The 24,232-nt window shown below is 58.1% G+C and carries 26 protein-coding genes; 12 read left to right on the top strand and 14 right to left on the bottom strand.

Going from position 1 to position 24,232, the window contains the following annotated elements; all coding sequences use genetic code 11:
• Positions 1-54: 54 nt before the first annotated feature.
• From MWU49_RS09355 to MWU49_RS09310, 10 genes are all read left to right on the top strand, one after another.
• Positions 55-945, top strand: a complete 891-nt coding sequence (locus MWU49_RS09355; RefSeq protein ID WP_246971065.1) for an NAD(+) kinase — start codon at positions 55-57, stop codon at positions 943-945.
• A gap of 132 nt (positions 946-1,077) precedes the next feature.
• Positions 1,078-1,350, top strand: coding sequence for a DUF1315 family protein (locus MWU49_RS09350; protein WP_246971063.1), 273 nt, complete (start codon positions 1,078-1,080; stop codon positions 1,348-1,350).
• 229 nt (positions 1,351-1,579) lie between these two features.
• Positions 1,580-3,964 (top strand): hypothetical protein, encoded by a 2,385-nt coding sequence (locus MWU49_RS09345; protein ID WP_246971061.1) that lies wholly within the window; start codon positions 1,580-1,582, stop codon positions 3,962-3,964.
• 112 nt (positions 3,965-4,076) lie between these two features.
• Positions 4,077-6,680, top strand: a complete 2,604-nt coding sequence (gene pepN, locus MWU49_RS09340; protein WP_246971058.1) for an aminopeptidase N — start codon at positions 4,077-4,079, stop codon at positions 6,678-6,680.
• 208 nt (positions 6,681-6,888) lie between these two features.
• Positions 6,889-8,880, top strand: a complete 1,992-nt coding sequence (locus MWU49_RS09335) for a DUF1302 domain-containing protein (protein WP_246971055.1) — start codon at positions 6,889-6,891, stop codon at positions 8,878-8,880.
• A 45-nt stretch (positions 8,881-8,925) separates the two neighbouring features.
• Positions 8,926-10,335, top strand: a complete 1,410-nt coding sequence (locus tag MWU49_RS09330) for a DUF1329 domain-containing protein (RefSeq protein ID WP_246971053.1) — start codon at positions 8,926-8,928, stop codon at positions 10,333-10,335.
• A gap of 114 nt (positions 10,336-10,449) precedes the next feature.
• A complete protein-coding gene (locus MWU49_RS09325) occupies positions 10,450-11,583 on the top strand; it encodes a YCF48-related protein (protein WP_246971051.1) in 1,134 nt (377 codons plus the stop codon).
• 10 nt (positions 11,584-11,593) lie between these two features.
• Positions 11,594-13,963: an MMPL family transporter gene (locus tag MWU49_RS09320; RefSeq protein WP_246971049.1), complete on the top strand. Its 2,370-nt coding sequence runs from the start codon at positions 11,594-11,596 to the stop codon at positions 13,961-13,963.
• 336 nt (positions 13,964-14,299) lie between these two features.
• Entirely contained in the window at positions 14,300-15,301 is a 1,002-nt protein-coding gene (locus tag MWU49_RS09315) for a quinone-dependent dihydroorotate dehydrogenase (protein WP_246971047.1), read from the top strand.
• A 548-nt stretch (positions 15,302-15,849) separates the two neighbouring features.
• Complete coding sequence (locus MWU49_RS09310; protein WP_246971045.1) at positions 15,850-16,782, top strand: site-specific integrase; 933 nt, start codon at positions 15,850-15,852, stop codon at positions 16,780-16,782.
• Between the two features lie 5 nt (positions 16,783-16,787).
• Here the strand turns inward: MWU49_RS09310 and MWU49_RS09305 are convergent, their stop codons facing one another.
• The 3 genes from MWU49_RS09305 to MWU49_RS09295 are packed head-to-tail and all read right to left on the bottom strand — an operon-like array spanning position 16,788 to position 18,680.
• Complete coding sequence (locus tag MWU49_RS09305) at positions 16,788-17,036, bottom strand: hypothetical protein (RefSeq protein ID WP_246971043.1); 249 nt, start codon at positions 17,034-17,036, stop codon at positions 16,788-16,790.
• Positions 17,029-17,253: a hypothetical protein gene (locus tag MWU49_RS09300; protein WP_246971041.1), complete on the bottom strand. Its 225-nt coding sequence runs from the start codon at positions 17,251-17,253 to the stop codon at positions 17,029-17,031. Before MWU49_RS09300 ends, MWU49_RS09305 begins: the two co-directional genes overlap by 8 nt.
• Positions 17,250-18,680, bottom strand: coding sequence for a DNA cytosine methyltransferase (locus MWU49_RS09295; RefSeq protein WP_246971038.1), 1,431 nt, complete (start codon positions 18,678-18,680; stop codon positions 17,250-17,252). Before MWU49_RS09295 ends, MWU49_RS09300 begins: the two co-directional genes overlap by 4 nt.
• A gap of 68 nt (positions 18,681-18,748) precedes the next feature.
• Between MWU49_RS09295 and MWU49_RS09290 the strand changes: the two genes are divergently transcribed.
• Positions 18,749-19,348, top strand: a complete 600-nt coding sequence (locus MWU49_RS09290; protein ID WP_246971036.1) for a hypothetical protein — start codon at positions 18,749-18,751, stop codon at positions 19,346-19,348.
• 1 nt (position 19,349) lies between these two features.
• Here MWU49_RS09290 and MWU49_RS09285 read toward each other — a convergent pair whose 3' ends face one another.
• The 7 genes from MWU49_RS09285 to MWU49_RS09255 form a co-directional block, all read right to left on the bottom strand.
• Complete coding sequence (locus tag MWU49_RS09285) at positions 19,350-19,544, bottom strand: hypothetical protein (protein WP_246971034.1); 195 nt, start codon at positions 19,542-19,544, stop codon at positions 19,350-19,352.
• A 10-nt stretch (positions 19,545-19,554) separates the two neighbouring features.
• The gene (locus MWU49_RS09280) at positions 19,555-19,812 is read right to left on the bottom strand and encodes a hypothetical protein (RefSeq protein ID WP_246971032.1); all 258 of its coding nucleotides are present in this window, start codon (positions 19,810-19,812) and stop codon (positions 19,555-19,557) included.
• A gap of 12 nt (positions 19,813-19,824) precedes the next feature.
• A complete protein-coding gene (locus MWU49_RS09275; RefSeq protein WP_246971030.1) occupies positions 19,825-20,652 on the bottom strand; it encodes a DUF2303 family protein in 828 nt (275 codons plus the stop codon).
• 4 nt (positions 20,653-20,656) lie between these two features.
• Positions 20,657-20,998 (bottom strand): hypothetical protein, encoded by a 342-nt coding sequence (locus MWU49_RS09270; RefSeq protein ID WP_246971028.1) that lies wholly within the window; start codon positions 20,996-20,998, stop codon positions 20,657-20,659.
• 96 nt (positions 20,999-21,094) lie between these two features.
• A complete protein-coding gene (locus MWU49_RS09265; RefSeq protein WP_246971026.1) occupies positions 21,095-21,364 on the bottom strand; it encodes a hypothetical protein in 270 nt (89 codons plus the stop codon).
• 8 nt (positions 21,365-21,372) lie between these two features.
• Positions 21,373-21,633, bottom strand: a complete 261-nt coding sequence (locus MWU49_RS09260) for a hypothetical protein (protein WP_246971024.1) — start codon at positions 21,631-21,633, stop codon at positions 21,373-21,375.
• A gap of 3 nt (positions 21,634-21,636) precedes the next feature.
• Positions 21,637-22,170, bottom strand: a complete 534-nt coding sequence (locus MWU49_RS09255) for a hypothetical protein (RefSeq protein ID WP_246971022.1) — start codon at positions 22,168-22,170, stop codon at positions 21,637-21,639.
• Between the two features lie 77 nt (positions 22,171-22,247).
• Between MWU49_RS09255 and MWU49_RS09250 the strand changes: the two genes are divergently transcribed.
• On the top strand, positions 22,248-22,934 hold the full coding sequence (locus MWU49_RS09250) for a hypothetical protein (protein WP_246971019.1): 687 nt from the start codon (positions 22,248-22,250) through the stop codon (positions 22,932-22,934).
• Here the strand turns inward: MWU49_RS09250 and MWU49_RS09245 are convergent.
• Genes MWU49_RS09245 through MWU49_RS09230 form a run of 4 tightly spaced genes read right to left on the bottom strand, consistent with a single transcriptional unit; the run spans position 22,919 to position 24,229 of the window.
• Entirely contained in the window at positions 22,919-23,488 is a 570-nt protein-coding gene (locus tag MWU49_RS09245) for a hypothetical protein (RefSeq protein WP_246971015.1), read from the bottom strand. The genes MWU49_RS09250 and MWU49_RS09245 overlap by 16 nt on opposite strands.
• Complete coding sequence (locus MWU49_RS09240; RefSeq protein WP_246971012.1) at positions 23,485-23,754, bottom strand: hypothetical protein; 270 nt, start codon at positions 23,752-23,754, stop codon at positions 23,485-23,487. Before MWU49_RS09240 ends, MWU49_RS09245 begins: the two co-directional genes overlap by 4 nt.
• The gene (locus MWU49_RS09235; RefSeq protein ID WP_246971010.1) at positions 23,751-24,002 is read right to left on the bottom strand and encodes a hypothetical protein; all 252 of its coding nucleotides are present in this window, start codon (positions 24,000-24,002) and stop codon (positions 23,751-23,753) included. The genes MWU49_RS09240 and MWU49_RS09235 overlap by 4 nt, the downstream gene beginning before the upstream one ends.
• Positions 23,999-24,229, bottom strand: coding sequence for a hypothetical protein (locus MWU49_RS09230; RefSeq protein WP_246971008.1), 231 nt, complete (start codon positions 24,227-24,229; stop codon positions 23,999-24,001). Before MWU49_RS09230 ends, MWU49_RS09235 begins: the two co-directional genes overlap by 4 nt.
• Positions 24,230-24,232: the final 3 nt, after the last annotated feature.

Here is a 24,232-nt window from a genome sequence, read left to right as displayed (position 1 = left end):
CTGACGGTGGCGGCCCCCGCAACCGACAGCAGCCGCCGCTGCCCCGGGATCTCTGTGGTTCACGACAAGTTTCGCAATATCGGTCTGATTGCCCGTTCTGAAAGTGAGCAGGCGCTGTATTCCCTGCGCCAGTTGATTCACTTTCTGCACGGCCGCGATTGCACCGTCATCCTCGACAAGAACATCATCGACAACCTGCCGGAAATGGGTCTGCAGGGGGCGACGCCTGCGCAGATGGGTGAAGCCTGCGATCTGGTGATCGTGGTAGGCGGTGACGGCAGCCTGCTGGGAGCGGCCCGTACCCTGGCCCGCTTCAAGGTGCCGGTGCTGGGCGTCAACCGTGGCCACCTGGGTTTCCTCACCGATATTCTCCCCTCTGAAATCGAGTCCCGTGTGGGGCAGGTGCTGGATGGCGAGTACACCACGGAAAAGCGTTTCCTGCTGGATCTGGAAGTGCGCCGTGGCAAGACCGTGGTGGGCGAGGGCACAGCACTCAACGACGTCGTGCTGCTGTCCGGTGACAGCGTACATATGATCGATTTCGAGCTGGGTATTGATGGCCACTTTGTCTATGGCCAGCGCTCCGATGGCCTGATTATCTCCACGCCTACCGGCTCCACCGCCTACGCCCTGTCCGGTGGTGGCCCGATCATGCATCCCAAGCTGGATGCCATGGTGCTGGTGCCGCTCAACCCGCACACCCTCACCAGCCGCCCGCTGGTGGTGGCCGGCGATTCGGAAATCAAGATTCATATCACCACGGAAAAGGTGCGTCCGCTGGTCAGCTGTGATGGTACTGAGGGCATTCGTCTGCAGGTGGATGACGTGCTGGTGATCCGCAAGAAGCCCCATCGCCTTTACCTGATTCATCCGCCGGGCCATGATTTCTATCAGGCCTGTCGCTCCAAGCTCGGCTGGAGTACCCGGCCGGGTGAGGGCAACTGAAGAGCAGTTAATAGTTAATAATTAATAGTTAATAGCGAAAGTCAAAAGACAGACAGAAGCCCCTCGTAGGGCGGAAATCGGCGTTAGCCGATCTCCGCCGATTGATGGCGCTCATCGCTACTGGAACAGACCATGACCTACCAAAGCTTTGAAGATTTGATTGCCACCATGACGCCGGAAATTTGCGACAACATGCGTCGTGCGGTGGAGTTGGGCAAGTGGCCGGATGGCCGGGTGCTGACGAAAGAGCAGCGTGAGACGTGCATGCAGGCGGTGCTGGCCTGGGAGGCGAAGAACCTGCCTGAAGAGCAGCGCACTGGCTATATGGAGCAGGCCTGCAAGGGCGACAAGGATGAAGTGGAAGAGCAGCCGATAACCCTGCGTGGGCCGGATACGCTGCAGTAAAATTCACGTGAAGAGTGACCGGCAAGTCATCCTTTTATTGGCCCTTCGGGGTGTTTTGCTGTCATCTGGCATTGGTCGGTGGCATTACATACTGTAATCTTCCTATGAGACCAATTCCGGGCTAGGTATTTTTTATCTGGCCGAAAGGACCAACAGACTGCCTGTCTGTAACGATGTTTTACCCTATGGGTAATAAAAGAATTAAATAACAAACGGTTCGGGAGACCACATGCATATTTACAAGAAAGTACTGCCTGCTGCAGTTGCTATGGCGCTGGCTGCCTGCGGTGGCGGTAGCGACTCTTTCGAGGACCAGACTGCCGGCGGTAACCCCGCGGGTACCTATCCCAAATTTAACCCGGTAACCTCTGAACTTCCGCTGAATACCGATCTGATTTTTGCAGATGCCGCGACCAGTGACGGTACTGCGAATGTGGGTGTTCCGGAAAATGCCATCGAAGCCGCGGTAAACGCGCTTGACGGTTTTTCCACCACCGCTTACTTCGATATCGGTTTTGCGGGCGGAAGCATTGATGCTGCCACCGTCTGTGTTCCCGGTGGTTGCGAAGGCCTGCCAAATGTTTATCTGGTTCCACTTGATACAAGCGGTGGTGATGGTGATGCGCTGAACCCTGCCAATATCACCGGGGTGAACCAGGCCGCATTTGGCACCACGGCGATCAGTGCTTCAGTCGTGTCACTGAATGGCGGCACTGACAATACGCTGCGGATTACACCCCTGAAGCCTCTGATGCCGAAAACCAAGTACCTGGTTTTTGTCACCAATGGCGTGCTGGATACCAATGGTGATCCGATCAAGGCTTCCACGGCCTATAACATCCTGGGTGAAGACCAGCCAGAAGTGACCAGCTCGCTGGCTCCCGTTCGTGGCGCGATCCAGGGCTGGGAAACTATTGCCGGGGGCTTGATCAATGCCCTCTCCATGGGTGGTATTCCGGTGGATGTGGCCAAGGATAGTGTGGCGATTTCCTACACCTTCACCACTACCGATCCTCAAACTCCACTTACCGCCATGGCGGCACCGCGTGGAGCCATCGCGCTGTCTCAAATTGAGGCGGGTGTCGATGCACAAACCGCCTTGGGTAATGCCGCTGACTTGGAAGGGCTTGGTTTGCTGAGCACGCCGAAAGCCCGGGATGTGGTTGTAAGCGATTTGTCCGGGGTAGATTTTGCTAACCTCACCCTAAACGCGCTGGCTCCGAATGTCGGCAAGCTGTTTACGGGTGCCATTGAGCTGCCTTACTACCAGTCTGCACCGGCCAGCGCGGGAGATTTCAGTTTCCTGCAAAAATCCTGGACTGCGGATCAGGTGCTTGGGTCCTATTTGGGTATGGGTATCCCTCCGATGGATGTGGACGGTAGCTACAATGTGACCTACCGCTATCCGTTTGCAGCCCAGACCGGCGTGGAAACCGTGCCGCTGCAGGTGACCCTGCCGAATCCTGCCTTGACTCCTGCTGAGCTACAGGGCGCATCCTGTGCCAATGTTCGTGACAACACTGGTTACCCGACGGTAATCTACGTGCACGGTATTACCAGCGACCGTACTTCAGTGATGGCACTGGCGCATACCCTGGCGTCTCGTTGTATTGCAACCGTAGCTATCGACTTGCCAGTCCATGGTGTGCCGGCGAACAGCGCGTTTGCGACTGCGTTGAATGTAGAAAATAGTCCTCTCGCAGCCATCTATGATGGTCTTGGCCTGCATGAGCGACACTTCAATGTGGCACAGGATGCCTCTGGCAACCCGGCGCCAATGAACTTTGAGTCGCCAACGGCGCTGGATGGTTCCGGTAGCTGGTTCATTAACCTGGCCAATCTCAAGAACACCCGTGATAACCTGCGCCAGGCCGTGATGGATCTGCTCAACCTGAATGCCAGCCTGGGCGCCATCAGCACACTGGATATTGATGGTAATGGCACGCTGGATACGGGGAATGTTACCGTCGTCGGGGCTTCTCTGGGTGCGATGGTTGGGACTACCTTCACTAGCACCAACCAGGTGGCGATCTCGGCAGATAGCAACTTTGGCAGTAACCTCAACACAATTAACGGCTTGGTTGCCTCTGTGGGTGGTACCCAGCTGGCGCATCTGCTGAATAACTCCCAGGCGTTTGCACCGCGCATCCAGGCAGGCCTGGCGGCGAACGGCGTGAATGTGGGTACCTCTGACTACGAAAGCTTCCTGTATGTTGCTCAGAGCACGGTTTCATCCGGTGATCCTGTCAACTTCTCAAGCAACGTTGGTGCTTTGGCGGTTGTGGGTTTGCCTGTCTTGCTGCAGCAGGTGAATGGTGACACCGTTGTCCCGAATGGTGATCCCTCACTGCCGATGATGGGCACAGAGGGCATGGCTTCACTGTCGAGTGCGGTCCAGCTTTCTCCGGGTGCGGTTGATCTGACGGCTCTGGGTAATGCCGGTATTGTGAAGATGACTGCGGGTGGCCATGGTTCCTTGCTGACTCCCTCCGGTGGCGCTCCGCAGGTGACTGCGGAACTGCAGGCCCAGGTCATGAGCTTTGTGCTTTCCGGCGGTGCTCAGGTAGCCATCGGCTCTCAGGCTCCTCAGGACGTTGAAGTAGTAGGTCCGTAAGACGTTTTTTTACTGACTTCACGGTGATAAACAACACCCCGCTTTAGCGGGGTGTTGTCGTTTTCGGGACGCGTTAAACTAGTCCCACATTTCCCTTGTCTGGAGTTTTTGCATGGAAACTGCCCACGCTGCTGTCACCACCCGTCTTGCGGATTACCAGCCTCCGGCCTATCTGGTGGATAGCGTGAAACTGGATGTGGATATTCGCGATGGTGTGACCACCGTTACCAGTGAGCTGGCGTTGCGGCGTAATCCGGATGCGGCGGTTTCCGATGCCATGACCTTCAACGGTGAAGGTCTGGTGATTCGTTCATTGACCTTGGACGGCAAGGTGCTTGGGGAGGGGGAGTACCGTTACGACAATGGTGAGCTGTTGCTTTCCGGTCTGGCGGAACAGGCAACCCTGGTTTCCGTTGTGGATATCGAACCGGAAAAGAACACTGCCCTGGAAGGCCTGTACATGTCCAACGGTATGTACTGTACCCAGTGCGAAGCCCAGGGTTTCCGCCACATCACCTTCTTCCCGGATCGCCCGGATGTGCTTTCCCGCTTCCGCACCACGGTGCGTGCGGACAAGCAGCGTTATCCCTTGCTGCTTTCCAACGGTAATCCGGTGGCGCAGGGCGAAGAGGGTGAGCGTCACTGGGTGACCTGGGAAGATCCGTTCCCGAAGCCCTGTTATCTGTTCGCTCTGGTGGCCGGGGATCTGGCCTGCCTGGAGGACAGCTTTACCACGATGTCCGGTCGCGAAGTGGCGCTTCGCCTTTATGCCGAGCACCGGGATCTGGACAAGCTGGATCACGCTATGGAATCCCTCAAGAATGCCATGCGCTGGGATGAGGAAACCTATGGCCGGGAGTACGATCTGGACATCTACATGATCGTGGCGGTGAGCCACTTCAATATGGGCGCCATGGAAAACAAGGGGCTCAATATCTTCAATACTTCCTGCGTGCTGGCGCACCCGGCCACCACTACCGATGCCGGTTTTCAGCGAGTGGAATCCGTGGTGGCCCATGAGTATTTCCATAACTGGTCCGGTAATCGGGTTACCTGTCGTGACTGGTTCCAGCTCAGTCTCAAGGAAGGCTTTACCGTATTTCGTGACCAGATGTTCTCCGCTGATATGAATTCCGATGCGGTGCAGCGGGTGAACGATGTGGATTTTCTGGTGAACCATCAGTTCCCGGAAGATCAGGGGCCCATGGCGCATCCGGTGCGTCCGGCGGAGTTCCAGAAAATCGATAATTTCTACACCCTTACCATCTATGAGAAGGGGGCTGAAATTGTCCGCATGCAATATCACCTGCTGGGCGCCGAGGGCTTCCGTAAAGCCACCGATCTTTACTTCGAGCGTTTCGATGGCCAGGCGGTGACTTGTGATGACTTTGTCGACTGCATGCAGGAAGTCTCCGGCCGGGACATGACCCAATTCCGTCGCTGGTACAGTCAGGCGGGCACCCCGATCCTGTCGGTGAGCGATGAGCAGACGGCGGATGGCTATGCCATCACCTTCCGGCAGCACACCCCGCCGACGCCGGGGCAGGCCGACAAGGCGCCTCTGGTGATTCCGGTGCGTCTGGCGCTGTTGGGCCAGGATGGTGAGCCGGTGGCGCTGGATGACAGTGGGCTGCGTGAGACGGTGCTGATCCTGGAGGACGCGGAGCAGACGTTCCACTTCCCGGTCAGTGGGCCGGTGACGCCGTCCCTGCTGCGCGGTTTTTCTGCTCCCGTGGTGCTGGAATTTGATTATGGTACCGATCAGCTGGCTACTCTGCTGGCCCATGACAGCGACGGCTACTGCCGCTGGTCTGCGGCCCAGCGACTCTACTTCACGGCTCTTGATCGTCTGGTGCTTGGCAAGGGTCGAGCAGAGGACGAAGCTGCTGCCCTGGCGCCGGTGCTGGAGCAGGTGATCGAGCGTGCAGGGGAGGACCCGGCCCAGGCGGCGCTGTTGCTGACCCTGCCCACCGAGATTGCCCTGGGGGATCGGCACACGCCGCTGGACCCGGCGGCGATCCATGTGGCGCATCAGGCACTGAAGCGGGCGCTGGGCGTTGCCCTGCAATCGCGATGGCTGTCCCTGTCGGAGAACCTGCTGGCCACGGAGCTGGAAATGGACGGTGTGGCCATGGGGCGTCGTCAGCTGCGCAACCTGGCACTGGACTACCTGGCGGCGGGCGGCCATCCGGAAGCAGCACGTATCGCCATAGAGCTATTTGAGTTGCCTCTGTGCATGTCGGAGGAGCTGGGAGCGCTGCGTGTCTTGGTGCATCATCGCTTGGCGGGTGCCGAACAGGCACTGGAGCAGTTTGCCCACAAATGGGTAGAAGAGGCGCTGGTGATGGATCAGTGGTTCTCGGTGCAGGCGTCCGCGCCGGGTGAGGTGACAATTGATGTGGTGGAGCGCTTGCTGGCCCACCCTGCGTTCGACTGGAAGGTGCCCAACCGGGTGCGTTCCGTGCTGGGTGTGCTGGCGGGCAGTAACCCTTCCGCCTTCAATACTGACAAAGGCTACCGTCTCTTTACCGATGCGCTGAGGACGGTGGATGGCCTGAATCCGCAGATTGCCGCGCGCATTGCCAATGCAGCGGCCCGTCTGCATCGACTGGAGCCTGGCCGCCAGCAGGTCTTCCGGTCTCTGTTGCAGGGCGTCAATGCGTCGGCATCGTCCAATCTGGGTGAAGTGCTGGGGCGGATTCTGGCGGAAAATTAGTCAGTAGTTGCATACGCTGGAGCCCTGAAATAATCGTGACCGGCCGGTCGTAAATCGCCCCTCAGGGGGGATTTATTTTAGGTTTCAATGTGTAAGAATTAGGTATTAGCTGTTTGCGGCGTGTTTCAGTAGGAAAGATGGGATCTGAATCCGTATAGGGACGCAGCAGTGAGAACAATAAAGCCATTTGGCAACTCGGAGTAGCTACATGAATAATAACCACCTGCGTAAAACCAGGCTGGCGATGGCTGTCGCCAGTATCTCAGCCCTCGGGGCTTTCTCTGCGCCAGCGTCGGCGATTCAACTTGAGTTTGAAAATCCTGACTGGCAAGGCCGAATCGACACCACGCTGTCTGTGGGTGCGTTGTTCCGGACCGAATCCCAGGATCCCATGCTGGCTGCTACCGATGACGTCATTCAAATGACGAAAATGGGTTATGGCTCGCAGATCAACAAGAACGATGCCAACAACAATTTTGACACTGGTCTGGCATCCCTGGTTTACAAGATCACCCCGGAACTGGATCTGAGCTGGCAGGGCAAGTACGGCATGTTCCTGCGTGGCACCGCTTTCTATGATCAGGTAATCATGGATGGCGGTCACGATGGTGGCCTGCTCATTCCTGGTGGGCCGACCAATGTGAATGGCTTCAATCGTTACGCGCTTTACTCGGACTACGCCAACAACGGTACCGGTGACGATTTCACCAGCGATGCCGAGCGTTATGCCGGTGAGCGGGCCCGTCTGCTGGATGCCTATGTGTGGGGCAACTTCGATGTGTTCGAGCGTCCGTTGAACGTGCGTCTCGGTCAGCAGGTGATCAACTGGGGTGAAGCCCTGTTCATGCAGAACGGTATCAACACCGCCAACTACTTTGATCTCAATGCGCTGCGTCTGCCCGGCTCCGAGATCAAGGAAGCGCTGCTGCCGCTGGACAGTGTCTACTTCTCCTACGGTCTGACCTACAACGCTACCCTGGAAGGTTTCTACCAGTTTGAGTGGAAAAATTCCGAAGATGCGCCTACCGGAACCTATTTCTCCACCCACGATGCCTTCCCGGGCAAAGGGGCGGATAATGTGATTCTGGATGGCCGCGTGATTGCGTTGAGTGCTGGCGCGCCGGGTCTGGAAGCAGCCTTTGATACTTATACCTCCGCCAACTATAGCAATTATCAGTATGAATCCACCCAGGTGACTGTGGATCGTATCCGCGATTTGGAAGCCGATGACAATGGTCAGTTTGGTCTGGCGTATCGCTACTTCGCCGAGAACCTGAACGGCACCGAATTCGCGCTCTACTACACCCGCACTCACGCCCGCACTCCGGTTGTCGGTGCGCGCCTGAATAATGTACAGGCAGGTCAGGGTGGTGGTGCTGGTGCCATTCCGCTGATCATCGATACCGCGGAGTATCAGATGGCCTACGCGGAAGATCAGGACATGTTCGGTTTCAGCTTCAACACCATGGTGGGCAACATGTCCCTGGCTGGTGAAGTGGCTTACCGTCCCGAGCGCGCCATCATTAACGAAGGCGGTGACAATCTGATCGCGGCTCTTGCAGGGGCAGCAGGTCAGTCAGCACTCAGCCCTGCGCCTGTGACTTTGGGTAACTTGACCGACCACTGTGTTCGCGCCGAAATGGGCGGCAGCTGTCTGTCCAAGGATACCGTTGTTCAGGATGGCCAGCTTTATTACTTCTATGACGAAGTAGAAAGCTATAACGGTTCCCTTGTCAGCATTTTCAACTTCGGCCCGACCTTCGGTTCTGATGGTCTGGTTGCCCTGCTGGAACTGGGTGTGGAGCACATTGAAGGTCTGGAAAACGAAGACCTGAATTACAACTCCACTGCCGCGATTCTGGACAGCGAAGCCCAGATCCTGAGCCCGGAAAATCCCGACAAGTACTACATGGATCCCACTTCCTGGGGTTACCGTGCGGTCGTGAAAGCGGATTACAGCAACGTTTTCGCAGGTATTTCCATGAGCCCGAGTTTCCGTTTCGCCCATGATGTGAACGGCAACTCCCCCATCGGCGGCAACTTTATGGAAGATCGTAAAGCCGCCACGCTGGGCGTGAATTTTGTGTACTTGAACAACCTGGAAGTGGGCATGTCTGGTACCACCTTCTGGGGTGCCGATTACTCCAACAAGCTGGCCGACCGTAACAACGCCTCGGTTTCTGTTAAGTACTCTTTCTAAATTTTTGCGGGCCGCATTGCGGCCCGGTTTATCGGAGAGCAAATCATGTTGAAGAAATTGACCGCAATGGGGAGCGCACTGGCGTTGTCCCTGAGCGTGGCGGCCACTGTACAGGCGGCTGTTCCCGCTTCCGAGGCTGCCAAACTGGGCAAGAGCCTTACTCCCTTTGGCGCACAGGTAAAAGGTAACGGCAAGGCCGTTTCTACCGGTCTGGGTATCCCGGACTGGACTGGCGGTATTCAGCGCAAGGACATTCCCAAGAGCTATACCCGTCCGGGCCAGCATCACCCTGATCCTTATGCCAGTGAAAAGCCGGTATTCACCATCACTGCGCAGAATGCAGGTCAGTATGCTGACAAGCTGCCAGATGGTGTGCAGGCCATGCTCAAGACCTACCCGGATACCTTCAAGCTGAATGTGTACCCGAGCCACCGCTCCACCTCTGCGCCGCAGTGGGTGTATGACAACACCAAGAGCAATGCTACCAAGGCGGAGCTGGGCGAAACCGGTGTGAAAGATACCTTTGGCGGTATCCCGTTCCCGATCCTCAGCGGCAGCAATGAAGAGCAGGCCATGCAGGCGATCTGGAACCACATTCTGCGCTGGCGCGGTCTGTACGTGGTGCGTCGTGCGTCCGAAGTGGCGGTACAGCGTAGCGGTGCGTATTCCCTGATCACCTCCCAGCAGGAAATCTACTTCCGTTACTACGATCCGAAGTACAACTACGAGACCCTGGATAACGTACTGTTCTATTACCTGTCCTTCACCAAGGCGCCGGCGCGTCTGGCCGGTGGTGCGGTACTGGTACACGAAATGCAGGATCAGAAGAAGATGCCGCGTCAGGCCTGGGGCTACAACGCCGGTCAGCGTCGTGTGCGTCGTGCGCCGAACCTGGCCTACGATACCCCGATTGCTGCCGCCGATGGCCTGCGTACTGCGGACGACACCGACATGTATAACGGTGCTCCGGACAAGTACAACTGGAAGCTGGTACACGCCAAGCCGGTGGAAATGTTCATTCCCTACAACAACTACAAGCTGGATAGCCCGGACGTGAGCTACGAGACCCTGCTGCAGAAAGGTCACGTGAACCCTGACTACCAGCGTTGGGAACTGCACCGCGTGTGGGTAGTGGAAGCCAATCTGAAAGATGGTGAGCGTCACATCTACCAGAAGCGTCGCTTCTACATTGACGAAGATTCCTGGCAGATCGCCGCCATCGACCAGTATGACCGTCGTGGTGAGCTGTGGCGTGTTAGCCTGGCCTTCATCAAGAACTACTATGAAGTGCCGGCCCAGTGGACTGCTCTGGATACCTTCCACGACCTGCGTGCGCAGCGTTACCACGTACAGTTCCTGGATAACGAAGAGCCTTCCATCCTCGACTACAGCCAGCCGGTTCCGGATGACCGTTATTTCCATCCCGCCGCCCTGCGTCGTCGTGGCCGTGGCTAACATTGGAAAACCGCGATCAGTCTGCTGTTCGCATGCACAAGACGGCCGGGGCTTTTACCCCGGTCGTTTTGTACTCGGCTCCCGCTCAGGGAGCTCTCGGGAAGAGATGGGACAATGAAAAAAATAATGCTTTTGGCCGTTTCGGCCGCCCTGTCTGCAACTGTGCAGGCAGACTTTATCGCAGGCGATTCCCCTCTGGTGAAAGCCAATACCTACCTGGATCTTGCTGATGCAGGTGGCCGTATTGTCGCAGTGGGCGATCGTGGAAAAATTCTCTACTCCGACGATGAAGGTGGCCACTGGCAAGTAGCCAGCACCCCGTCGGAAGTGTTGCTGACCAGTGTCTGTTTCGCCGATGCCCGTCATGGCTGGGCGGTGGGGCATGATGCCCTGGTGCTCGGCACCAGTGATGGCGGCGAAACCTGGACACTGCAGTACAGCGATCCCCTGGGTGGCGACGGCACCGATGATGCCGGCGATATCGCAGACGGCGGAGACGTGGCCATGGATGATCTGTCCATGGACGATATCTATGGTGATCCCTATGCCGACGAAGAATATAGCGATGACCCCTACGGCGACGACCCCTACAGCGATGATCCCTATGCGGATGACGCAGGTAGTTCATCCGGGCCGGTAGATACCTCCGGTGCGCCGCTGCTGGATGTGCAGTGCGAAAGCCGTGACCATGCGGTGGCCGTGGGTGGCTATGGCTACTATCTGGAAACCACCGACGGTGGTGCCAGCTGGAGCAAGAAGCTGGATCGACTGAAAAACGGCGATGGCTGGCATCTCTATGATCTGACCGCGGTGAGTAAAAGTGCTACCCGCTATCTGGTTGGTGAAAAGGGCGCCATGTTCCGTTCCGTGGATGAAGGCGCCAGCTGGGAACGTCTGAAAAGCCCCTACAGTGGCACCCTGTTTGGCGCTCTGGCTCTGTCTGATGCCAAGGCACTGGTGTATGGCCTGCAAGGCAATATCTGGCTCACCGGCAACCGTGGTGTGAGCTGGAGCAAGGTGCCCAGTGGTTTGAGCCGGGGAATCAACGATGGTGCGGTACTGGCCAACGGCTCTCTGGTACTGGTTACCAATGCGGGCGGCATTCTTACCAGTGACGATGAAGGCAAGAGCTTTTCTCTGCGGTTCCTGCCGGACCGTGAATCCATCTCCGCCGTACTGCCCCGTGAAAAGGGCGGCATCCTGATCGCCGGTCAGGGTGGTGTGCGTGTGATTGAAGACGTGAAATAAGGGGCCCAGCATGTCAGGTAGCATTTCTCAGAATATTGCCGGTGCGCTGTTCAAGGCGCGCAAGGTCGTGTTGGTCCTCTTTGTGGCGTTGACTGCCGTATTGGGATACCAGGCGTCCAAGATTCAGCTCAACACGGATATCAGCAAGATGGTCCCGCTGGACCATCCCTATATCCAGAATTTTTTCGAACACAAGAATGATCTCAGCCTGGGGAACGATATCCGCCTGATTGTGGCGGAGACCAAGGGCGAGGATATTTTCAACGAAGAGTACATGAACGCTCTGAAGGAGATCACCGATGAGGTGTTTGCTCTGGAAGGCGTGGACCCCAGCAAGATCAGTTCGCTGTGGACCAGTAACGTACGCTGGAACGAAGTGACCGAGCAGGGCTTTCAGGGCGGGGAGGTGATCCCGGCTGGCTATGATGGCTCTTCTGACAGTCTCGAGCAGCTGCGTACCAATGTGCTGCGTTCCGGTCAGGTGGGTCGCCTGGTGGCGGACAACTTCCAGTCCAGTGTGGTGCATGCCTATCTGCTGGATGCGCTGGGTGAGGAGGGAATCGATATTCCTGCCCTGACAGCCAGCCTGGAAGAGATTCGTCAGACCTATCAGGACAAGTACCCCAATGTGCGCATTCACATTGTCGGTCTGGCCAAGAAAGCGGGCGACGTGATGTCTGCGGCCCAGGAAGTGGCCATGTTCTTCTTCCTGACCCTGGGCCTGATTGCCCTGTTGCTGTTGCTGGATACCCGTTGTATCCGCAGTGCGCTTACCGTTTCCATCTGTTCCTTTGTGGCGGTGATCTGGCAGCTGGGTATTGTCAGCACCCTCGGCTTTACCATCGATCCCTACTCCATGCTGGTACCGTTCCTGGTGTTTGCCATTGCGGTGTCCCATGGTGTGCAGATCGTTAACACCCTGGCCAACTATGTGGCGTCCGGGCTGAGTTCGCTGGATGCCTCCAAGTCCACCCTGCATGCACTGGTGGTGCCGGGTATGGTGGCGCTGGTATCCGATGCCATCGGCTTCCTCACCCTCTACATGATCGATATTGGTGTGATCCGTGAGCTGGCCATGGCAGCCAGTATCGGTGTGGCGGTGATCATCATCACCAACCTGATCGTGGTTCCTGTGGTGTTGTCCTATCTGGGAGTTGGTGCTGCCGCGGTACGCAAGATCAAGGCTGGTGACGAGAAGGATCACCCGCTGGCTGGCCTGTTTGCACGCTTCACCCGTCCGGGTATGGCGGCGGCCTCTGTGTTGGTTGCGGTTGTCGGCTACGCCGGGGGTATCTACCTGAGTCAGGACCTGAAAATCGGGGATCTGGACAAGGGCGCGCCGGAACTGTGGCCGGATCCGTGTGAAGAAATGGATTGTCCCCGCGGCTACGAACCCAAGGATCGTTACCGCTATAACCATGACGTGAACTTCCTGGTCTCCAACTATTCCGTGAGTGCGGACGTGTTGGTGGTGATGGGCAAGACCCCGCAGGAATCCTGTAACACCTACCAGGCCATGCAGGCCGCCGATGACATGGCGTGGACCCTGCAGAACGTGGAAGGGGTGCAGGATGTGGCGACCATCGCCTCTGCCACCAAGCTGATTTCTACCAACATGAATGAAGGCTCCATGAAGTGGGCCACCATTTCCCGTGATCAGTTTGCCCTGAACAACGTGATGAGTTTCATGCCGGACAGTCTCTACAACCTGGACTGTTCCCTGACACCTATCTACGTGTTCCTGGATGACCACAAGGCAGAAACCCTGGATCGGGTCACCAAGGCGGTGGCGGAGTTCTCGGCAACCCGTAACAACGCGGATGTCATTGAGTTCAAACTGGCCTCGGGTAACGCCGGTGTGGAAGCTGCCACCAACCAGACTATCGAAGCCAGCCAGTACCCGATGCTTGCACTGGTTTACGCCGTGGTGTCCATTCTGGTGCTGATTGCCTTCCGTTCCATCCGTGCAGTGATCTGTATCATTGTGCCGCTGGGTCTGACTTCTATCCTCTGTCAGGCGCTGATGGCGCAGATGGGCATTGGTGTGAAGGTGGCTACCTTGCCGGTGATCGCGCTGGGCGTGGGCATCGGGGTGGATTACGGCATTTATATCTACAGCAAATTGTCCGAGTACCTGAAACAAGGTATGGATCTTGAATCAGCCTATAAAGAGACGCTCAAGACCACAGGCAAGGCGGTGGCGTTCACCGGCATTACCCTGGCCGTTGGCGTGATCTTCTGGGTCTTCAGCTCCATCAAGTTCCAGGCGGACATGGGCATCCTGCTGACCTTCATGTTCCTGTGGAACATGATTGGTGCCCTGTGGTTACTCCCGGCATTGGGTCGTTTCCTGCTCAAGCCGGCCAGCGCCGCGAAATAACCGGCGCGCTGATTATTGTTGGTTGTGTGTGCAAGCCCGGCGAAAGCCGGGCTTTTTTTGTGGCCGCTTCGCGGCTGCACCACGTACCACGCATTACGCTTCACGCAAAACCTAAATTCATCGCACCACTCCGCCGTAGGCGCTTGCCTGCAGGTGATCCTTTCCGTGTCGTGGGTGAATCGCCTGCAGGCAGGCGCCTACGGCGGAAAAGAAAGCGGGTTTTGCGTGCCGCGTGTTGCGTGGAGCATGCAGCGTCTCTTCGTCCGACACAAAGCATCGAAGTAGCCGCCCCCCTTGGCTATAATGCGCGCCAGCTCACCAGTTGCGGACGCCCTCATGTTGTATTCCCTTGCCAGACCATTCCTGTTTTCCCTCTCTGCCGAACAGTCCCATGACCTGACCCTGAACATGCTGCGCAAGCGGGCAGGCAAGCTGTGGCCGGGCTGTCAGGTGTCGGCGCCAGTGAAGGTCATGGGTATCGAATTCCCCAATGCGGTGGGGCTGGCCGCCGGGCTCGACAAGAACGGTGATTGCATCGATGGCCTGGCGGATCTGGGCTTCGGTTTTATCGAAATCGGCACCATCACTCCGCGGCCCCAGCCGGGTAACCCGAAACCGCGCCTGTTCCGCCTGCCGAAAGCCAGCGCCATCATCAACCGCATGGGCTTCAACAACCAGGGCGTGGATTACCTGGTCAACGCGGTGAAGCAGAGCAAGTACGAGGGCGTACTGGGCATCAATATCGGCAAGAACAAGGACACCCCGGTGGAAAATGCCGTGGATGACTACCTGATCTGCCAGCAGAAAGTGCATGCCTATGCCACCTACCTGGTGGTCAACGTCTCTTCCCCGAACACCCCGGGTCTGCGTGAACTGCAGCACGGTGATGCCCTGAACACCCTGCTGGCCACCCTGCGCGAAGCCCAGGATCGTCTTGATGAACAACATCGTCGCAAGGTGCCGCTGGTGATCAAGATCGCCCCGGACAACAGCGCCGAAGAGCTGCAGGCCATGGCCGAGGCCTTTGTGAAGCACGGTATCGATGGTGTCTGCGTTGGCAACACCACCCTGTCCCGTGAAGGGGTGAGCGATCTTCCTCATGGTGACGAGCAGGGCGGTCTCAGTGGCGCACCGCTGACCCCCATTGCCAACCAGGCCCTGGAGATCATGAGCAAGGCGCTCAACGGCCGCATCCCGATTATCGGCGTGGGTGGCATCAACAGCCCGGAAGACGCCCTGGCCAAGAAAGCTCTGGGTGCCGAACTGGTGCAGATCTATAGCGGCCTGATTTACCAGGGCCCGGGCCTGATCAGCAAGATCGCCCGCGCCTGGAAGTAGGAAGTACAAGCTACAAGCTACAAGCTACAAGCTACAAGCTACAAGCTACAAGCTACAAGCTACAAGCTACAAGCTATGCTTGGATTAGGAAAACCCAAAAGGTTCCCGCGTTTTTGCATTTCTATGAAGCCGCTGTAGGAGCCCCCTTCCAGGGGGCGATCCGAGCTTAAGCGAGGTAAGGATCCCAGAAACGCTGTTTAAGGGTAGGGGGGAGTCTTTTAAGGAGAGCCAACCTGAAAGCCTTTCGGCGAATGCGTTGGCTCTCCTGCGGTGATAACGGGTCGGATCGTTGCCTGCTGGATGAGGCACTCTACGCGGAGCGCCCATTAAAAAGGGCCCTGGTGGGGCCCTAAACCGCCTTTTTTATACTCCCCATTCTTCCTGTATTTTCCCATCTGTACGCCCGTAAAGGGTTTTTTAAGACCGGATGTACAGTATTTTCCCCCGCAATCCTGTACATTCTCTAAATCATTACGCCAAATTTACGCCATGGGGGAGAAGTGGCCAGTTACCGGAAGCGTGCAGGAGGATGGCGGGTAGAGGTTCGCATGCGCGGTCAGTATGCGTCCAGCACCTGGCAAACCAAAGCTCAGGCCCAGGCCTGGGCGGCAGAAGTGGAAGGTGAGATCCGTGCCGGCAAAGCCATCGGATCGACCGGGCGACGCGTTCGTGATGTGTTGCAGCGTTACGCCGATGAGGTGGCGCCGCGCAACCGGGGTGCCCGTCGTGATGGTGAGCGCATCTCACTGATGCTCTCCATGCCGCTGGCTGACGTTCCCCTCGAAGACGTGGGGAACATCCACGTGATCGAATATCGCGATGCCAGGCTGAAGAAAGTGCTGCCTGCCACCGTGCGGCGTGAAATGAACCTGATGGGCGGGGTGTTCCGATATGCCGTCGAGGAGTGGCACTGGCTGCCGGAGAATCCCTGCAAGGGGGTCCGCAAGCCGCCTTCGGGCAAAGCCCGCGATCGGCGCATCAGTGACGATGAAATCAAAGCGCTCATGGCTGCCGCCGGCTACAGGGAAGGGGCGCAGGCCAGCAGCACACCGGAACAAATGGCGCTGGCCTTTCAGCTGGCACTGGAAACCGCCATGCGGGCAGGAGAGATATTGAGCCTCGAGTGGAGCCAGATCCATCTTAATGAGGGTTATCTGACGCTGAGTACCACCAAGAATGGGGATGCTCGGCGGGTGCCGTTGTCGCAGCGGGCCAGGCAGCTGCTGACGTTGTCAGCCGTGGAAGGGGGCAAGGTGTTTTCCATCAACTCCAACCAGCTGGCGCTGTCATTCAACTATTACCGCGAGAAGGCCAAGCTGTCGGGCTTCACCTTCCATGATACCCGGCATGAGGCCATCACCCGCCTGGCGAAGAAACTGGATGTGCTGGATCTGGCCCGCATGACCGGCCACCGGGATCTGCGCAGCCTGCAGGTGTACTACAACGCCACCGCCAGCGAGATTGCCGCGCAACTGGGCTGAGCCCATCAGGCGGCGCGGCGCTTGGGTTGCCGGTTTCGCTTTGCCCAGTCTCGCACCTCATCCGGAATCCAGCGGCGGCCAATGTCCGGAGCGTGCACCGGATCCGGGAAGGTGTGCAGGTTGGTGATGTAGGTGGCCCGCTTGGCGGTCACTCCGAAATAGGTGCCAATCTCCTTGGTGCTCCACAGCGCGTCCGGGATTCTCTGCCGGCGCAGCTCTTCCAGAATGGCTTCCAGTACGTTTTGTTCACTCATGGCACTGCTCCGCTGCGGCGTTGATCGCTCTGATTCTGCCCTGGTGCTGCTCGTAGGTCGGATTCAGTCGAATGTCCCGGCAGGGCGCGGCCAGCGGGCAGGTGGTGCAGCCCTCGATGGGGCCGGCCTTCTGGTACTGCACCGCGCAGATATCCTTGGCGCGATCGGAAAGGATCTCATGCCCCATTTCCTGCAGGCGTTGTTCGTCTGTCTTCATGCTGCTGCCTCCATGGGTTCCATCATATTGCCTTCCACCAGTGCCTTGCACGGGTAGGGGGAAACGCTGTTGCCGCACATCTTCACCTGGTCGGCCTTGGTGAGGCGGGCGCCGTCGAAGGTGTGGGTGTGGATGTAGTCGGCCGGGAAGCCCTGGCCCATGAACAGTTCGTGGGGCTGCAGCATGCGCATGCCGATATCTACGATCTGGTAGGGCTCGCCTTTTACCATCACCAACCCCAGGCGGTCCTTGGTGGGGATGGTGTGTAATGGCTCCTTCAGGGCCTGCCATTGGCCGCCCTCGCTGTAATACTTCATCAGGAAGGCCCTGACTTCCCCGTGGTGGGTGCCTTGGGCGCTGATGGTATGCAGGGGCTCCCGGGCATCGTGGCCGACATTGGTGCCCCTCAGCTTCACCATGTGGCTGGTTACCAGGCTGTGGTGATCCACGGTGGTGACGGTGCCCAGGGGCTTGCGCAGGTCGGTACCGATCACGCCGGTGTAGTGTTTGGCAAGGAAGGCCTGAACCAGTGCAAAGTGACCCCCTTTGGGCCATGCCGTGATCGTCCGGAGCGGGTCACGGATGTCATGCACGGTGTCCCGGCCATTGAAGTTGGCGATCGGGACAATGAAGGGATCGCCGGATTCCACCACAAAGCGGCGGATGCCTTCTGCGATTCGGCGGCAGGTGGCATCGGCCAGTGGTTTCTTGCGCTCGAAGATGCTGGGGCAGGGCAGGCTCCAGTCGATGATGTCTGCCGCGGTGCGGTAGGGCTTGAGGCCCGGGCCGTGGGTGGCTGCTGGCCAGGCGATGGGCTGGCCATCACAGCGGGCCACCAGAAACAGGCGCTTGCGGATGGTGGGGGCGCCGTAGTCGCAGGCGCGCAGTTCTTTCCACTCTACCTGGTAGCCGTGCCGCTTCAGGGCGTTCACAAAGCTGCGGAAAGTGTGGCCCTTGCGCTTGGGGCAGGGCAGATGGGTGATGCCGTCAGGGGTTTCCTGTTTGATCACCGGGCCCCAAGTAACGAATTCTTCCACGTTCTCCAGCATGATCACCCGGGGCTTCACCGTGCCCACCCAGCGCATTACTACCCAGGCCAAGCCGCGCACCTGCGGGGAAACCGGCTTACTACCTTTCGCCTTGCTGAAATGACGGCAGTCCGGGCTGAACCAGGCCAGGCCAACCGGGCGGCCCTGGGTGACCTTGCGCGGATCCACATCCCAGACTGATTCGCAGTAATGCTTGGTGTGGGGGTGGTTGGTCTCATGCATAGCCAGCGCCACCGGGTTGTGGTTGATGGCGATGTCTACGGGACGGCCAATGGCCTGCTCGATGCCGGTGCTGGCGCCGCCGCCGCCGGCGAAGTTGTCCACGACCAGTTCGTCAAAGTTGAATCCGGCTTGGGGGTGGGTGCGGAATCGGTTCATGTCTTCCCTCGTTGACTTGTTTCGCATCTCTGGTTGATGCTTGCGGCATCGAAAGGGAGGGTGCTGATATGGAATTGTGTGGCAATGATTGGGGTTGTTGGATGCTTTGGATTGACACCAGCTTGGTTCGCTGGCTTCAAGCGCTTGCCTCTTTTGCTATTGCATGTATTGCGATTTGGGCTCCCAGAAGGGAACGCCAACACCAGGCTGTTAAGGAGAGCAAAGCCAAACTTGGTACCCATATTGGGATTTTGGAGTTGCTTTCTTCCATGGACGATAGGCTTAAGGGAACGGGAAAACTTTTGAATCAATGGATTAATGACAAAAATGGCGGTATCCCGCAGCTCAAGCGAATTCAGATTCTTTTCCATATCAATGAATCCGCATGCAACTCTATCCCCCTTCATGATCTGGGAGATAGGAGAATAGTTGATGCTGTCATTGAGCTTACAAAGGAGGTAAAGCTGCTCATTCTTGCGATTGATGAATTTTTGCTTTCCACTAATGCGGAGCCAGCTGATGCGCCGGAACTCCTTAAAGCTTTCACTGAAGAAGCGGCCTTTGATAACTTGAATACTGCCGACCTTTACAGCCGCTTGTCTAAAACGGAAACAATGATCGAACAGGTAATGCAGGATAAGCGGTCTGAGTTGGAGAGGCTTCGCTAAATTATTCATGGCTTAGGTCTTTCTCGGCATGGAAGGCCTGCGCGCAGTCAATTATCTGATCAATGCGATCCAGCTCAACCCGGTCAGTCGGATCGGTGAAGTTTCCTTCGGCGTCAGTGGCGCAATCGTAGAACGCGTCACGTTCAGCGATCACAAAGCGCAGCAGTTCCTGGTGGCTCTCTGCTAGTGAAGTCATCTCTCTCTCCCTACCTCAACAAAAACACCTGAAACCCGGCATCCGTGACCGTCATGTCCAGCTCTTCCAGCATTTCATCAATGCAGTCTTGGGCCGTGGCGAGCATGTCCACCAGGTTGCAGGGGTTTTGGTTGCGGATCTTGTCGGTGCTGCTGTCGTCACCGTTACTCGCGTGCAGGCGCACCAGCCACTTACGGCAACCCATGCCGCTGGCGTTGGGGCTTATCCAGGGCTCGGCGTCGTGTACGGAGTAACGGGCGATCAGCATGATTGGCTCCGGTTAGGCGGTGAAGCTGCCGATGGTGACGGGCAGCTTGTCGCCGAACTGCTCCTGCAGCAGGGTGGCGAACTCCTCAGCCATTTCTTCTTCGTGCTGTTCCGGGCGGATAATCCGCAGGGCCAGCAGGGGCTTTTCTTCATCGAAGCGCATGCTCAGGCGCAGCATGAAGGTGCGTTCCGCCAGGCCGGTGTAGGGCTCGCAGTGGAACATAATGAAGCTGGGCAGCGGTTCGCTGTTGCTGCTGGCTTCCACTTGCTCCATGGCAGAGCGGGAGGCACTGAGTTGTCCCTCAGTGTGGTCGCTTGAGCGGTTGGCCTTGATGGTGATGCGGCGGATGGCGGCAATGACCTTGCTGGGGCTGAGCTGCTGGCCGTCGCTGGTGAGGCCCTGAATGTTGTCGCGCCAGTCTTCCAGCCATTCGGCCAGCTGCTGCTGGGTGCGAGTGTTACCGTCCATGCGCTTAATCGCATCGAAGGCGGCTGTGGTTTTCAGCTTGATCGTGGCTGTGTTGTCGGCATGGCCGGGGTTATGCAGGTCGCCCAGGTTCAATACGGCTTTAGCCGTCATATCATCGGCCCAGACAAAGCATTCCGCCCCAGCATCAGCCTTGGCAGTGGTGTAGCTGACAAAGTCATCAATACGGCGGGTGATGAACTCTCCACGGAAGCGGCTACGCAAGGGGCGGTACTGTTCCAGGTTCAGCACCTTGGTATCGTTAGGCAGGGCGGCCACATCCAGTTCGGTGCCATTGTGGGCACGGTTGAATTCCAGGCGCACGGTGTTGTCCTGGATGTATTTGAGCAGGGTAGCAGTGTTGTTCGCTTCCATGGGCTTATTGCTCCTCGTTGGCAGGGGTTTTCAGGAAATCGATCTGGGCATCCGGGGCGATGGTCATCTTGCCGCCGCGGCCCACATACATCGGGGTGGTGGTGGTGTCTTCTTCCGTGGCCTTGCCGCGCAAGGTCGGGCGGGACACCTTCAGGGTGTGGCTGATCTGGATCTGGTGGGACTCGCCGATCTGTTGCATATCCAGCTCAATCACGACCTTGCCCTTCTTCTTACCGTTGCCGTGATCCACGGTACCGGCAGCCACATCGGACAGGGCGCGGCTGAGTTTTTCGGCGAAGACGCCGCCGTCCAGGTCGTACACGAAATCATCTACTTTGGTAGACATGGTTCTCTCTCCCATAAGGGTGGTGGTTTGTTGGTGCTCAGGTGAGCGTCAGAATCAGAAACAGGCCGGTACCGGCGGCGCAGAGCAGGGCGATCATTACCCGCTCGCCGTGGTGCCGCGGTGGCTCAGTTGGCAGGCGTAGCTGCACAGCGCCTGTGTGGCGGCGTGAGCCTCGCAGGCGGCTTTTGCCTGTTCTGCAGTGCTGTAGCAGCCGATGCAGGCGTGAAGGGTTGCCCGCCAGTTCAGCTTTTCGTAGGCCGGTTTGGGTGGCCATGCTGTGTAAACGGCATTGCCGGCTGAGAAGGTCTTGCTTACCTGGTAGACCCCGGCCTTGAGCGCGTATTTGTGCTTTTGCGTCCATTCCATGTGCTCCCTCAAGCGGCGTTGTCCAGCTGGCCAAACAGTTCCACCAGGCCGGCTTCGGTGATGTCGATGCGGGTGCTCCAGCGCCAGCCCACCACGGGGTGCTGATACTGAAACTGCTCTTCTTTCAGCCAGCCCTCGCGCACCCATTCCGGGTGGGCCCGGCCTTCCGGGGTGATGGCGCCCAGCTGGTGCAGGCGCTGGCGCAGGTGGCTGGGGTTGGTGCCCAGGCGTTGCGCGGCTTCACTGATGCGGAGGGCGGGCTGGCTCATGGTTCAGGCTCCGAATGGCCAGCGGCCGGCATGCTTCGCAGCGGGGGCGTGATGCCACCATTCCCGGGGCCGCGTGGTGATGTAGGTCTGGAATTCGTAGAGCGGTACCTGCTGGTCGATCCGGCAGAGGAAGCCCCAGCGGTGGCGCCACGGGGTATGCATGAACAGCGTCCAGGTTTCCGGTTTTACGCCCGTGATCTGATGGAAGTGATCACGGTTGATGTAATTCACCCAGCGCACGGTGTGCTTGCTCAGCCACACCAGATTTTCTCTGCAGGTGCAGATCCGGGCGTGGGTGGTGGAGTCGGCCTGGGTTTCGGTATAGCGGCCACACAGCACCACGCTCAGGGCATGGTTCCACGGGTGGTTGTGCAGGTGGCGTTCGTCGTCATCGCGCACAAACCGGTGCAGGTACACGGTGATGCCCAGTACCTGGCCGATGAAGTAGCGTTCCAGGTAGGGGTGGCCGTTGATCTCGATCAGCCGGCAGGGGCGGTTGGCCGTGAGCCGGTAGAGCAGGCGGGCGAGCAGTTTCATGCCGCACCTCCTGCCCATTGACTTGCTTGAGCAAACTGGCCGATGGTTAGCCTTTTGTTGTGGGGAGGAAAACCGCTATGGAATGGTGTGGCTGGGATTGGCCGTGTATTTGGAGCAATGTTTTTGGCTCGGCAGCTGCTGCTTGGGTACAGGTGGCGGCCACAATTGCTGCTTTCGTATGGTCCATTAATGCAACCAGAGAGACCTTCCAAAAAGATCAGCGTCTCGCCCGGCGAATGATGCGTCACCAGACTGCGCTCCATAAGCGCGCCTGGAAGGAAGATATTGACCGGCTGATATTTGAGCGTCAGGAGGCTTACAGCAAAGGTTTGGTCAGAGGGAAAGTTCTGATCCTTAGGCTGCTTGGTAGCGCTAACAACATTGCTGAATATATTGAGGCAAATATGCCAGACGACCCTGGCATGTACCGTGTTGCTCTTGAGGACACGCTGGGTACGGTTAGAGAAGATCTTGCTGCAATGCGCGAAGTTATGCTTGGGGATTTGCCGAATCCGGCTACGATTTCCCTGATGAATTTTGGGGTGGTAATGGCCGAGGATTTGAAGAGTCTGCTTGTGCACTCTCTTTCCTGTACGCCCCTTTTGGCTGACCGGGATGAAGCCGTTTATATTGGTAAACGGCTGGACAAGCTGCACGGGCATCTTCAGAACTATCATGAGAAGCAGTTCGCCCACGATAGAAACGCGGAACCAGAGAAGTTTGAGGACATTGAACGCGCTGCACATTTTCATGCCGCCCCCTGATGCTCAGTCCGGTTTGCGCACTCTTTCGCAACAATCCATGCCCTGACGATCGCGCAGACGGTTTTGCTCAGGTCTTCCTCGGTGCCGTTATTCAGCAGGTACTGGTCGCCCTGGGCGTACACGATGGGCCGGTTGGTGATGTGCTGGCTGTCACTGGTGCCTTCCGGGCGGCTGACGTGGATCACCAGGCCGCGCATGGCGCGTACCCAGTAGGCTTCGTCTTCGGTGCGCAGGTCGGTGATCACGGCCAGGTCGGGAGTGTCCTGGCTCTCTTCCAGTTCGCGCAGAGTGTCCACCAGGCGCACGATCAGGTAGTCCTCGCGGATGGTCTTGCGGACGGCATCGCCCAGCTGCTCCAGCAGGGCACGGATGGCTTCATCGCCTTGCTGCTTGAGCGCGTGAATCTCTTCCACGGTGTGGCCCAGCGCTACCGCTGCCATTTCATACAGCGGGGCTGCAAACGACACCTCTGCGGTGTGGTACAGGGTACCCAGTGCCTGGGCGGCGGTGTTCTTTCCGGCCCCGCCGGGGCCAGTGAAGGCGATGATTTTCATTGGGTGTACTCCAGTCCGCCGGTGTCGGCCAGGTGTTGGTGTTCGGCCTGCCAGAAGCGCTCGCTTTCCAGCCACTGTTCACGGTGTTGCTCTGCCAGCGTGATCAGCTCGGCCAGCGTGTATTCCAGAATGGGTTTCCCTTTCAGGGCGATGGCATCAGCGAACGAGCGCTGGTAACGGCCATTGCATTCCCCGAGGGGCAGGGCGTCTTCAATGAGGTAAAGCGTCGCCAGGGTGTGGGCGCTGCGCTCTGAGATCGTCTTCATACGATGGCTCCCTCAATCGCATCAGCTGCATCCGCATAGCAGGCGCCTGCTGTGCCGGTGCCGTGGTAGATCACGTTGCTGGGGTCGCTGGCCGGGTAGATGGTCACAGCGGTGGTATCGGCCTGCTTGGCAACAGCCACGGTGAGGGTGATGCCATGCACCCGGATCAGTTTGTTGCTGCTGATCTCAGACCCCGCGCCCCGGATCGCTGCGCGCAATTCCCTTTCGTTCTGCATGGTGAGTCTCATGCGGCGTTACTCCCTGTGTGTTTCCGGCGGCATCGCTGGATGTACTGGTCAGCGGCTTCGGTGATGCGTGCCCGGGCGGTGAGCGTCTGGTTGCTCACGGGTAGTTCGGCCATGTAGCGGTCCAGCAGGCGGCCGCTGCGTACCATGGCCTGATCCATGTCGGCAGTGGGCTGCAGGCGCTTGAAGGCGCGCTGGGCGTTGTGAATGCGTGCTGGGATGCTGGTCATGGC

Origin of the sequence: Alcanivorax sp. S6407, from assembly GCF_023016115.1 — a bacterium.
Classification (GTDB): Bacteria; Pseudomonadota; Gammaproteobacteria; order Pseudomonadales; family Alcanivoracaceae; genus Alcanivorax.
Note: the sequence above shows the minus strand (reverse complement) of the source record. Positions and strands in the feature narration are given on the sequence as shown.